The organism is Desulfuromonas sp. TF (assembly GCF_000472285.1).
Lineage (GTDB): Bacteria > Desulfobacterota > Desulfuromonadia > Desulfuromonadales > ATBO01 > ATBO01.
Map to the genome: position 1 here is coordinate 1 of NZ_KI421416.1, position 12,021 is coordinate 12,021.

13 protein-coding genes and 1 tRNA gene are annotated in these 12,021 nt (G+C 56.7%); 1 reads left to right on the forward strand and 13 read right to left on the reverse strand.

Annotated features, from left to right (window positions below; all coding sequences use genetic code 11):
• The first annotated feature begins 827 nt into the window (after positions 1-827).
• Positions 828-1,229, forward strand: a complete 402-nt coding sequence (locus DTF_RS0106765) for a hypothetical protein (RefSeq protein WP_155890741.1) — start codon at positions 828-830, stop codon at positions 1,227-1,229.
• A 216-nt stretch (positions 1,230-1,445) separates the two neighbouring features.
• Here the strand turns inward: DTF_RS0106765 and DTF_RS0106770 are convergent.
• The 13 genes from DTF_RS0106770 to aroC all read right to left on the reverse strand — a co-directional run.
• Positions 1,446-1,530, reverse strand: a tRNA-Leu gene (locus tag DTF_RS0106770).
• A 74-nt stretch (positions 1,531-1,604) separates the two neighbouring features.
• A complete protein-coding gene (locus tag DTF_RS0106775; RefSeq protein ID WP_027714711.1) occupies positions 1,605-2,426 on the reverse strand; it encodes a menaquinone biosynthetic enzyme MqnA/MqnD family protein in 822 nt (273 codons plus the stop codon).
• Positions 2,423-3,925, reverse strand: coding sequence for a TolC family protein (locus tag DTF_RS0106780; RefSeq protein ID WP_027714712.1), 1,503 nt, complete (start codon positions 3,923-3,925; stop codon positions 2,423-2,425). Before DTF_RS0106780 ends, DTF_RS0106775 begins: the two co-directional genes overlap by 4 nt.
• Before the next feature lie 114 nt (positions 3,926-4,039).
• Positions 4,040-4,462: a hypothetical protein gene (locus tag DTF_RS0106785; protein WP_027714713.1), complete on the reverse strand. Its 423-nt coding sequence runs from the start codon at positions 4,460-4,462 to the stop codon at positions 4,040-4,042.
• Positions 4,463-4,525: 63 nt separating this feature from the next.
• Positions 4,526-5,359 (reverse strand): lipoate--protein ligase family protein, encoded by an 834-nt coding sequence (locus DTF_RS22320; protein WP_051361056.1) that lies wholly within the window; start codon positions 5,357-5,359, stop codon positions 4,526-4,528.
• A 57-nt stretch (positions 5,360-5,416) separates the two neighbouring features.
• On the reverse strand, positions 5,417-6,754 hold the full coding sequence (accC, locus tag DTF_RS0106795; protein WP_027714714.1) for an acetyl-CoA carboxylase biotin carboxylase subunit: 1,338 nt from the start codon (positions 6,752-6,754) through the stop codon (positions 5,417-5,419).
• A gap of 63 nt (positions 6,755-6,817) precedes the next feature.
• On the reverse strand, positions 6,818-7,297 hold the full coding sequence (gene accB / locus DTF_RS0106800; protein WP_027714715.1) for an acetyl-CoA carboxylase biotin carboxyl carrier protein: 480 nt from the start codon (positions 7,295-7,297) through the stop codon (positions 6,818-6,820).
• 75 nt (positions 7,298-7,372) lie between these two features.
• A complete protein-coding gene (locus DTF_RS0106805; protein ID WP_027714716.1) occupies positions 7,373-8,449 on the reverse strand; it encodes a Xaa-Pro peptidase family protein in 1,077 nt (358 codons plus the stop codon).
• Between the two features lie 22 nt (positions 8,450-8,471).
• Positions 8,472-8,909, reverse strand: coding sequence for a type II 3-dehydroquinate dehydratase (gene aroQ / locus DTF_RS0106810; protein ID WP_027714717.1), 438 nt, complete (start codon positions 8,907-8,909; stop codon positions 8,472-8,474).
• A gap of 10 nt (positions 8,910-8,919) precedes the next feature.
• On the reverse strand, positions 8,920-9,279 hold the full coding sequence (locus tag DTF_RS0106815; protein WP_027714718.1) for a GTPase: 360 nt from the start codon (positions 9,277-9,279) through the stop codon (positions 8,920-8,922).
• Positions 9,269-10,102, reverse strand: coding sequence for a tetratricopeptide repeat protein (locus DTF_RS25305; RefSeq protein ID WP_051361057.1), 834 nt, complete (start codon positions 10,100-10,102; stop codon positions 9,269-9,271). Before DTF_RS25305 ends, DTF_RS0106815 begins: the two co-directional genes overlap by 11 nt.
• Positions 10,103-10,108: 6 nt before the next feature.
• The gene (aroB, locus tag DTF_RS0106825) at positions 10,109-11,203 is read right to left on the reverse strand and encodes a 3-dehydroquinate synthase (protein WP_226989202.1); all 1,095 of its coding nucleotides are present in this window, start codon (positions 11,201-11,203) and stop codon (positions 10,109-10,111) included.
• Between the two features lie 174 nt (positions 11,204-11,377).
• Positions 11,378-12,021 (reverse strand): chorismate synthase (gene aroC / locus DTF_RS27115; protein ID WP_226989204.1); only part of this gene is annotated, 644 nt, incomplete at its 5' end.

Consider the following 12,021-nt stretch of genomic DNA (forward strand, 5'->3'; position numbering starts at 1 on the left):
GTCAAAGAGCAGAAACTGAAAGTCTTCGTGGAAAAAACCCAGGTAGATGAGTTCGATTACCGACTACGTTAATCCATTGAGTGTCCACGATGTTGTGGCACGAAAATCCGTCCACGATGTCGTGGCACTTAACAACTATGGATTCTGACAGCCACGCCAAGGATGCTCACCGTGCACATGGCCAGGGGATAAACCTGCCGGTCAGCCGGATGGAGTGCAGTGTCAGGAAAATGGTTTATGAGATCTACGGATTCTGTACGAAGGAATTGGGAGAAAACCTTTGGAATTTTTCGGCAGGATAAATTGAAGCAATTTGCAAAACGATGCCAGGTCGCGGCGAGTTATGCCCCAGGGGGTACAAAAATCCAGAGCAACATTATCGAGGCTTCTTTCTATCGCCGGAATTTCCCTGATTTTGGGGTTGGAAGCGGCGTGGTAGGCAGCTGAAGAACTAGCCTGTTGGTGATGAAGGAAGATTTCCGAAAAACATAACGCGGCCCCTGAGTGCTACCAGGGGCCGCGTTATGTTTGGCCTGTTCGCTTGTCACAATCCCGTGTAGTCCCTGTCTGGATGCCAGGAATCAGAATCCCACTCCTTATTTTATATTTCAGCGCATTCGGCGCCAGAGGGTCAGTTGGGAAACATAGTGCTGGAACATGCGCGCATTCTCTCGGATTACGAATTCCACCTCCTGCGGCTCGCCGACCGGGACACCAGGAAAATCTTTGTCGGAAATTTATTTTTTATATTATATACTTTTGTCAACCGCGGGTCGGCCAATAATTGCACATGAGACTTGCAGGATATTTCAATGAGGAGGATTCTTATGCGAGGGTTTATTTTGTTGTTTGTTGTTTTAAGTTTGGGAGCCTGTGAAACTAGCCAAAAAAACCAGAAACCATCTTTTGAAGAAGCATCTAAAAAAGAATTGCAGTCCCAAGCGAATGTCACAAATTTAGATCAAAAAACAGATGAATTAAACGTTATTCAGCAAGATTTAACATTTACAGATATTATCCGAACAGAAGGAGTGCCAACAAAAAACATTATCCCAAGGAAGAAAGAACAGCTGGCAATCTACAACAAGGGAGAAAAAATATCAGTCTATTATTTTAAAGAAAATAAACTCTATTCAAAAAAATATTATTCTACCCAAGAGATGATGAATATAGAAGGTAATAGTGAATACCCAAAAAACCTTTTTAAGGCCTTGGGTGTTATTAAATAAATAAAGAACATAACTGATTTCTCAATAGCGGTAAGACTTCGACCATAGCTAAGCTAGTGTCCCGTTTAGTTAGTCCATTCAGATAATTCTGAGTTGCCATGTGTTGTAGCCAGCGATCACGCATTTGTCACAGGGATCGGCCGAATAACCGTTAAAAACAATCATGGTGTCAGCCAAACACTGGCTAATAATCCCTTAATTTTTGTTACTTTGAAGTGGTGCCCGGGACGGGAATCGAACCCGTACGGCCAAAGCCGAGGGATTTTAAGTCCCTTGCGTCTGCCAGTTCCGCCACCCGGGCAAAGAGGTGGATATTAATAGTCGATTTGCGCCTTCGGTGTCAAGGAAAAGGCCCCCTTCCCTTCCGGAGGAGAATCATTCGAAGAACCGGATTTCAGGGACCTGATCGAGCAGGCCGTGCTTGACGGAGAGCCGGAAGAAGAGTTGCAGCCCTGCAATGTGGTCCTCGGTCAGCTCGTAGGACATGCACCGCCAGTAATCGGCCAGCCCTTCCTCACCCATCCACTGACGCTCGGGGCTCTCCGCCGCCAGCTTTTCCAGAGAGGCAAAGGCCCTCCTCCGGGACTCGGCCAGTTGCGCCAGCAGGTCGATTATCTCCCTGCGCTTTTCCAGGGCCGACTGCCGCCTGAGTATCCACAGGGCGAAGACGAAAGGCAGCCCGGTACAGCGCTGCCAGAGTTCGCCGAGATCATAGACGCACCGCCCCTCCACCTTCTCCAGTGAGGCCTTCAGGGCCCGGTCGCCGATCAGCAGCGCCGGACTGCCTTCGGCGAGAATTTCTTCCACCGGCCGCTCTGGAACCCGGCAGTTTACCTCTCCGTGTCCGAGGAATTCCTTCAGCAGAATCCTCATCAGGTTGACCGAGGTGGCCGATTCGCCGGTCAGGGCGATTTCTATCCCCTGCAGCTCCTCCAAGGGACGGGGGGAGAAGAGGAGGACGCTCTTCACCGGCCCGAAAGCACTGATGGAATGTCCCGGGAGAAGGAGGTATTCCTGCCAGTTGCGGGCATATTCGAAGGAGGAGGACGGACTGGCGTCGAGTTCGCCATCGGCCAACATCCTGTTCAGCCGCGAGGGGACTCCGGGCACGATTTCCCCGGAGAAGCCTGCGGCGGGGAGATAATGGAAAAAAGGGGCGCAGTTGGCGTAGGTAATGTGTCCGATAGTGAGAGTCATTGAGCGTCCATTCCCAGAAGGGAACTCTCGTCGTCGGGATCGACCGCGGCGGTGAAGCGGACCCCTTCATGTTCCAGCAGCTTTCCGGTGCCCCTGAGATAATCGGTCACCGCCTTGTTGTAATCGGCGAGAGCAGCAGTGAGCTCGGTCCTCGCCTCTGCCAGATCCTCTTCCCCTTCCAGTACGTCGCGGGTGGTGGCCAAGCCGACCTCCTTGCGTTTGAGCAAGGTGCGCAACTGTTCTTCGGCCAAGTCCCGCCCGCGCGAAGCCACCTCGATTTTCTTGGCACTGACATCCAGAAGACGGATAGCGGCCCGTATCTCGTTGAGGACCTCTTCTTTGAGCAGGGCCAACCGGGCATGGCTCCCTTTGAGACGAAGGCGGGTGCGTAGGTATTCGTTACGGGCTTCCCGGTTACCGATGGGATAGGAAAGGTTGAGGCCAACCTCCCAGTTCTCAAAATCATTTGAGGCGATGTCGTCCATGGCATCGTTGTACTCCCCACCGAGGCCTTTGTGCGAATAACTGGCGAAGAGATCAACAGCAGGCAGGGTCTGGTTGCGGGCAATCTTGCTTTCGAGATCAAGACGCTCGATCTCCTTAAGGCGGCGACGGATGTCCGGCCTCTTTTCCAGGGCTGAACGGAACCCTTCCTCCTCGTGGGTCTCGATTTCCGGCTGGCCAAGCTCCTCGCCCGTCACTTCGACAGGGGCGGGCACATTGAGCAGCACGGCCAGATTATCCAGGGAATCCAGATAGGCACGCTCTGCATCGAGCAATTCCCCCTCGCGCAGCTTCAGTCCGACCTCTGCCTCAAGGATTTCGACGGGCGCCAGCACCCCCACATCGACCCGGGCCCGGTTCTCAGCCAGGACTTTCTTCGCCAGGTCCACCGACGCCTCCCGGTACGTCAGCTCGTCGCGGTAGCGCAGAACGTCGAAATAGGCATTTCGCACCTGGGACAGAATGTCGAACGCTCTTTCCCTGAGATCCTGGACCGCAATTTCACGGTCCTTGATGGCGAAGAGGATCCCCTGCTCGGTCACCGTGCGGCCGAAATCCCTCAGGAGCGGCTGGAGCAGGAAGAATTTAAGCTCGTTGTTGTAAGAGGGATCGAAGGTGCGGGTAGGAAGGTTGCTGTCCTCGCGCAGATTTGTGAAGGCGGCAACGAGATCGGCACCTGTGGGGAGTCTCTGGGTCAGGGAGAAGTCGGCTCGGCGGAAGTCGATAACCTGCTTGCCGACCAACCCGCCCTGAAAGATGAAGATGGTTCGCTCGCGGCTTGTTCCCTCGGACACACTGGCTTCAGCCAGGGGATCATAGATCCCGTATTCCTTGCGAACTGCCGCTTCCGAGGCCATGGTGTCGAAAGTCTCGGCCCGCAGGTTCAGGTTGCGCTCGAGAGCCAGGCGTTCGGATTCTCTCAAATCGAGACGTTCCGCCCGGGCGGGAAGAACGAGACTAAGCACAAGAAGTCCGGTAAAGAGATGGCGGCTCATGGTACCTATGGCTATTCGGGAAACAAGACGCATCAATGTAACGCAATTGAAACGGGGAATACAAGGGCCGGGATGTTAGTGGGTTTCGACCCTGCAGCCTAGGTGCAGGTCATGTCAGCCTTCACCCTCTGGAAACTCGATCCGTTTGATGTCCCTTGCCCTGATCTGGTAGGCCCCGAAACCGGTGCTGCCGTAAAAAACCGCCCGCTTCCTGATCTTCAGATCCAGGGCATCTCCGGAATCGAGTTGGAGCTTTGCCGGAATGTACTCGCCTGTGACCTGATTGAAATCGACTCCTCGAAGGTCCTTGAAAAACACCGTGACTTCACCGTCTCCGAACTTTCCCATGAGAAAAACATTTCCGTCCATGGAAAACTGACTCAGTTCGGCCACTGCTCCCGAGCGATCGAACACCCGGGCCTTGATATTTTCCTTGGTTTCCGGAACCGTCCCTTCAGGCCCCCCTCCCAGTCCGCCCATGCCCGTCAGCAAAAGAGCGGTAAACAGAATCGTCATGGATACTGCAAACCTCTTCATAATAGCATCTCCTTTCAATATCTCATTGATTTACAGCGTAACAGCGAGATGCCGCGGCACGCGTCAACCGATTCCCTTCAAATTCCAGGATGGATCGGCATATTTTTCCTTCAGCAAAACAGCCCTGGCCTCCTCAGCGGCCGTGAGCCCGGATTCGATGTACCGGATACCCCAGACCTCTGCGCATGCGGCCACAAGCCGGTCTTCAACATCGGAGACGGTGACGGGGCTCTCCAGCCAGCGGTTCATCCACCCGATGCTTCGGCCCAGGAGCCGTCCGCCGGCAGCGGCACTGGTATGCCGGCGGGTATCCAGGGCGAGGAAGAGCCGCTCCAGATCCATCTCCACCGGGATCGAACCGTGCTGGAGAAATGCGCTTCCATGACGCTTCTGGGCGCTGCCCGTCACCTTGCATCCCCGGCAGACCAGCTCGTAGCTCGAAGGAGCGGTAAAGCAGGCGGTCTGCTGGACACCCTCCCCACTGGCGCCATGGCTTCGGCCCGGTGCCATCTCGGCCGCCAGCCCGGAGAGTTCAAGAGTCCGCCGCAATACGCCGGCGATCACCTTGTAGTTTTCCAGGATCCCCCCCGGAAAGACTGCGCTGCGCTCCGGCGAGATGACCGCATAGGTCACCTCGTGATCGTGGAGAACGGCACGTCCTCCCGTGCACCGCCGCACCACTGCGAGACCGAGATCCCGGCAGGCCTCGAGGTTGACGACCTCCGCCCCCCGCTGGGAATACCCCAGGGTCACCGTGGGGGGAGCCCATCGATAAAGGCGAAGCACCGGCCCGGAAAGCCCCCGGGCCACGGCCTCGAGCAGGGCTTCGTCCACAGCCATGTTTTCGGCGCCGCTTCGGAATTCCGAGCGGATCAACCGCCACGGCGGTGCGGTCATTCATCCACCTCAAAAACGAAGGGGCCGGGGCGTTGCCCCGGCCCCGGCAGGCTCGATTCAGAGGACAAGTCGTTCCAGAAAACCGGTGTCGACGGCCCCCTCGATGAACTCCTTGTTCGCCATGATCCGCTGATGGAAGGGAATGGTGGTCTTGATCCCCTCGATGATGTACTCATCGAGAGCCCTGGCCATGCGCTTGATGGCTTCCTCGCGGGTATCGGCATGAACGATGAGCTTGGCGATCATCGAATCGTAATGGGGCAGAACGGTGTACTGGTCGTACACCGCGCTGTCCACCCGCACGCCGAGTCCCCCGGGAGTGTGATACCCGACGATCTTTCCGGGCGAAGGGGTGAACTTTATCGGGTCTTCGGCATTGATGCGGCATTCGATGGAATGGCCGTTGATCTTGATATCTGACTGTTTGAACCGCAGCGGAAGACCGGCGGCGCTGCGGATCTGTTCCTTGATGATGTCGATTCCGGTGACCATCTCGGTCACCGGATGCTCCACCTGGACCCGGGTGTTCATTTCCATGAAGTAGAAATTGTTGTCGGCATCGAGAAGGAATTCCATGGTCCCGACACTCGAGTAATTGACCGCCTTGGCTGCAGCGACGGCGCAATCCCCCATTTTCTTGCGCAGAGCCGGGCTCAGGACCGGACAGGGGGCTTCCTCGATGAGTTTCTGATGCCGGCGTTGAATGGAGCAGTCGCGCTCCCCGAGATGAATGGCATTGCCGTGTTTGTCGGCCAGAATCTGAATCTCGACGTGCCGGGGACGTTCGCAGTATTTTTCGATATAGACTTCAGGGTTGCCGAAGCCGGCCTGTGCTTCCGAACGGGCGGCGGCGAAGGCGTTGCCGATATGGGCCGGAGAGTGAACCACCTTCATCCCCCGGCCGCCGCCGCCGGCGGTCGCCTTGATGATGATCGGGTAGCCGATTTCGCCGGCAATCTTTTTGGCCTCTTCAGCCGAATGGACCCCCTCTTTGGTGCCCGGCAGGATAGGCACGCCGGCGGCGATAACGGTCTGCCGGGCGCTGATCTTGTCCCCCATCAGGCGCATGTTCTCGGGAGTGGGTCCGATAAAGGTGAGCCCGCAGTTGGCGCAGATCTCGGCGAATTCGGAATTCTCCGAGAGAAAACCGTAGCCGGGGTGAATGGCGTCCGCATCAACGACTTCCGCCGCGCTGATCAGCGCCTTCATGTTGAGGTAGCTCTTAATGCTCGGCGCAGGTCCGATGCAGATGCTCTCGTCGGCCAGTTTGACGTGGAGCGCTTCACTGTCCACATTCGAATGCACCGCGACCGTCTTGATGCCGAGTTCCTTGCAGGCCCGGATGATCCGGAGGGCGATTTCCCCCCGGTTGGCGATCAGAATCTTATGAAACATATCTTTTCTCCAAAAACAGGTGAAGGTGCCTTTTACCTTTTTCCTTTTACCTTTTACCTGGCTTTAGAGTCGTTCAACCCGGAAAAGCGGCTCACCGAATTCCACCGGCTCGGCATTGGCCTTGACGACTTCAAGGATTTTGCATTTGAACTCGGCTTCGATTTCATTCATGAGTTTCATTGCCTCGACAATGCAGAGAACCTGCCCCTTCTCCACGATCTGCCCGACGGTGACGTACGGATCGGAATCGGGAGAAGGCGCCCAGTACATGGTTCCGACGATGGGAGAGGTAACGATTTCTCCTTTTTCCAGGGGAGCCGCTACGGCCGCCGGTTCGGCCGCTGCTGCCGGAGGCGCGGGCGCTGCGGCTGCGGGAGCGGGAGGAGTCTGGTGATAATAGGGCTGAGGCGCGGCCACATGCAAGATCTCCTGCTCCTTGCCCCGCTTGATGATGATCTTTTCGTCGGCGTTTTCCATTTCGAATTCGGTGATATCGGTATCCGTCACCATTTTGATCAGGGTTTTAAGGTCTTTGATATCCATGGAATCTTTCCTCCTTCGGGGATTGTCTTTACGACTGCAATCGCGGCGCCTCGCGCCGTCGTGAACGGTTTCCGGTCAGACCGGAAGCGTGCGGAACGTTTTGGGGATACGGGTCAGCGGGCGGCAGCCGTCGGTCGTCACCTGAACCATGTCTTCGATCCGGACGCCCCCAAGTTCCGGGATATAAATGCCCGGTTCGATGGTGATGACCATTCCTTCTTCGGCCACTGTTTCCGAACGGGGAGAAACGGTGGGGTACTCGTGCACCTCCAGCCCGACCCCGTGGCCAAGGCCATGGCCGAAGTAATCTCCGTATCCGCGCCCGGCGATATGGCGGCGGGCAACGGAATCGATATCCTTGAGAGCCACGCCGGGGCGCACCTGGGCGATGGCGAGATCATGGGCGTGAAGCACCGTGTCGAAAATCTCCCGCAGCCGGGAGGGGACCTCTCCCACCGCGACCGTCACCGTTTCGTCGGAGTGGTAACCGGCAAAACGGGTGCCGAAATCGAAGGTGACCAGCTCTCCAGACGCGATCACCTTATCCGAGGCGATGCCATGGGGCAGGGCTCCCCGGAATCCGGAGGCCACGATGAAATCAAAGGCCTTTTCCTCTCCACCCCGGCGTTTCATGGCGAATTCCAGGGCGAGGGCGATCTCTTTCTCTACGGCGCCGGGACGGACAAGGGGCAGAATCTCTTCAAAGGCCTCGGCTGAAATACGGGTGGCCTCAAGCAGCGCATCGATCTCGGAAGGGCCCTTCGCCCCCCTGAGGGAAAGGACCTCTTCGCCGATCGGAACCCATGTCAGTTCCGATTTTCCCTTCTCCTGAAGTTTCTTGGCCTGAGCAAAGGGAAGCGTTTCGGATTCGAAACCGACCCGCCGGACATCCAGTTCCTGGATCAGAGAAATGACCCCGTCGATCTTGACGCTGTATTCACGAATCTGGTCGGCAGCCACCTGCGCGCGAGCCTGGGTGGTGTAGCGGGAGTCGGTCAGAAAACAGTCCTTTTCCCTGGAGACCACCAGAGCCCCGTCGGTTCCGGTGAAACCGCAGAGATAGCGGATATTGGATGGATCGAAGAAAACAAACGCATCCAGTTCGCATTTTTCAAGAAGCTGCCGTGCCCGGGGGGCTCTGTCTTCTACCATAGGTCTTTTTTATTCTCAATGATTATTTTTTTAAAGTGAATAAAAGTCCGCGCAGGCCGAGGAGGTAACCCGCGGGGCCGAAACCGCAGATCTGCCCGAGGACGACAGGGGCGATATAGGAATGATGGCGAAATGTTTCGCGGGCATGGATGTTGGAAAGGTGCACCTCGACCGCCGGCAGGGCCACGGCGGAGAGGGCATCCCGCAGGGCGATGCTGGTATGGGTGAAGCCGCCGGGATTAATGATGATTCCGGCCGCCCCGTCTTTTCGGGCCTGATGTATGCGGTCGATGAGCTCCCCTTCGTGATTGGATTGAAAGCAGGTCACCGATACTCCCATCTCCCCGGCCACGGCGGCCAGGCGACCGTTGATATCCTCCAGGGTCTCGAAACCGTAAACTTCGGGTTCGCGGCTGCCGAGGAGATTAAGATTGGGACCATGCAGAACGAGTATTTCCATCACTGTCCCTTCAGGCCAGAGCCTCTTTGAGGTTTGCCGCCTCACGCATGAGCAGATAACGCCCCTTGCCGAAATTGCCCGTTCTCTCCAGGGTGAGCGCCACAAAATACTCGTCGGTCAGGGTGCGGATTACCACCTGGAACCGCTCGGTCTGAATCGAAACCTCCTGCATGATGCCGGTGTTGAGGATTTCCGCCGTCTTCTTGATTTCTTTGAGTACATTGGCATACTCGACGGCGATCATATGCAGATCGACGCCTCCGCAGGGTTTGAAGTGCTGCTCTATGGCGATGCCGTCATACCCCATCAGGACGGCTCCGACTCCACCGCTGGTCCCTTCCACGATCCCCTCCAGAATTTCACTGAACATGCTTCCTCCCCTTTTGAATCGAGGTTAGCCAGAGTTCCAGCTTCTCGGCGTATGCGTCGGCTCCGGCGCTTGTTTTCACCGGCTCCGGCGTCGCCGCCGGCGGATTCTGAGCGGAATCGGCGGAATCCATGACCGGAATCTCCCGGAGTTCCTGCTGTTCCGCAACGGCAAGGCTCTTCTTCAGGGCGATCAGTTTTTGCCGTATCGATTCATTATGCGGATCGGCATCGAGCAGATCCCGGTAGACCTTCAGCGCCCGTTTGGGGAAGCCCTGTTTGATGTAGATTTCGGCGATGGTGGGCGTTGAAATGGGAGCTCCCGGCTTGGGAGAAGGGTTCGAAGGCGAAAAAGGCTGGTTTTTCACTTGAGTGGTTTCGCCTGGGCTTGACGGGGAAGCCGAAGAGGTTCCGGCCAGATGCCTGAGGGTTTTTTGCACCGCCGCATCGTCGGGCTTGATCGCGGCCAAGCGCAGCAGCAGCAGCCTGGCTTGTTCCCTGTCACCGTCTTGCAGCTTAAGACTGGCCAGCCCCTTCAGAGCAGGGAGGTTTTCCCTGTCCAGCTCAATGGCTTTTTCAAATGCGGCAACGGCTTCCCCGCGTGCCCCCCTCTGGACCTGAATGCGCCCGAGAGCCGTGTAGCCCGGAGCGTAGGAAGGGAGTGTTCGGACGCCTTTCGACACGATTTCGAGGGCATCGTCTAGCATGCCCATCTGCCGGTAGGCTTCCGAGAGCGGTACAAAAATGTTCGAACGGGGATCCTTGGCCAGAATCTCTGTATAGCCTGCGATTTTACCCAGAAGAGAAGGTGCGGCAGTTTCGGACATATTCACCTATTTCTGCGATAAGGAAGGCAAAACGGCTCCGAAAAGGGCCTCCGGGTCCGCGACTTCCCTGATCAGACAATCCCCGATGCCCCGGTTGAGGACCAGGCGCAGGACCCCTGCTTTTACCTTTTTGTCGCGACCCATGGCTGCCAGAAAGGCATCCAATGAAAAAGCGGGAGGATTCACCGGAAGATTGAAAGAGGCCAGAAGATCACGAATGACCGCAACATCGTCCCGTGAGCATAAGCCGAGTTCACGGGAAATCATGGCGGCAACGACCATACCGATCGCGACGGCTTCTCCGTGCCGCACCTCGCCATAACCGCTGAGCGTTTCCACTGCGTGGCCAAAGGTATGGCCGTAATTGAGAATCGCCCTCAGGGAGCTTTCTTTTTCATCATTTTCTACAACATTCGCCTTGATTTGGCAAGATCTCTTTACCGCCTGTACCAGTGCATCGCATTCCAGGCTCTGCAAACCACCCCTGGCGGCCGACAACCAGTCGAAAAAGGAGCGATCGCGAATGATGCCGTATTTGACCACCTCGGCCATTCCGGCCGCAAACTCCCGCCGCGGCAAGGTCGAAAGAGTGTTCACATCGATATGGACATGCAGCGGCTGGTAAAAAGCGCCGATCAGATTCTTGCCGAGAGGGTGGTTGACTCCCGTCTTTCCGCCGACCGAGCTGTCGACCTGCGACAGGAGTGTGGTGGGAAACTGGGCATAAGGGATGCCGCGAAGGTAAGTCGCGGCGGCAAATCCGGTGATATCCCCGATGACCCCTCCCCCCAGTGCGACAAGCCCGGAGGAACGGTCGAGCCCCTTTTCGATCAGGCCGTCATAAATCGTCTTGAGGGTATCCAGATTCTTATGTTCTTCCCCGTCGGGGACCAGAATCACCGAGGCCTTTAAATTTGCCCCGTGCAGAACGTCGAGAAAATGTTGACCGTAAAGGGCATGGACAGTGGGATTGCTGATGACGGCGATAGTGCGGGGAAACCCCGCTTCTTCGAGGGCCTCCGCTGCCCGATCCAGAATGCCGTCACCTATCCAGATGGGATAGCTTCTCTCGCAAAGACCTACCGTCAGTTTTTCCAGCATTCAAGACCTTCCTATCGTTTCAAAATTGATGCCTTCGCAAAACTCAGAGGATGGCTAAGCAAAAATTTCGTCCTACAAGGCTTGGTGGTTTTTCAGGAGCGAAGGCATACATCAGGTATGTCGAGGTCCTGAAAAAACGCCGTAACGCCGTAGGGCGGATTTTCTGCAACGCCATCAAAATTCAGTGACGTGCCTTCGGTAGGCAACCACATTCTCCCTGACTTCCTCCATGGAGTCGCCGCCGAACTTCTCCAGCATGGCCCCCGCCATCTCGATAGCCACCACCGCCTCGGCCACGACGGCAGCCGCCGGAACGGCACAGATGTCGGAGCGCTCCACGGTGGCCTTGAAAGGTTCCTTGGTATTCATGTCGACGGTCTGCAGGGGAGTGTAGAGCGTGGGAATCGGCTTCATCGCTCCGCGGACGATGATCGGTTCACCATTGGTCATCCCCCCCTCGATTCCCCCGGCGCGATTGGTCCGGCGAAAGAACCCCCTCTCGTCATGACCGATTTCGTCATGCACCATCGATCCGGGAAGGCGGGCAGCCTCGAATCCGAGGCCGATCTCAACCCCCTTGAACGCCTGAATGCTCATGACCGCGCCCGCCAGCCTTCCATCGAGGCGCCTGTCCCAGTGCACATGGCTTCCCAGCCCCACCGGAGCACCCTGCACGATAACCTCCACGACTCCGCCCAGAGTATCCCCGGCTTCCTTGGCGCGGTCGATGGCGGCGATCATTTTTTTTTCCGCCCCCGGATCGAAGGTGCGACAGGGGGAACTTTCGCTGAGGGCGAATCGCCTCTCGTAATGCGCAT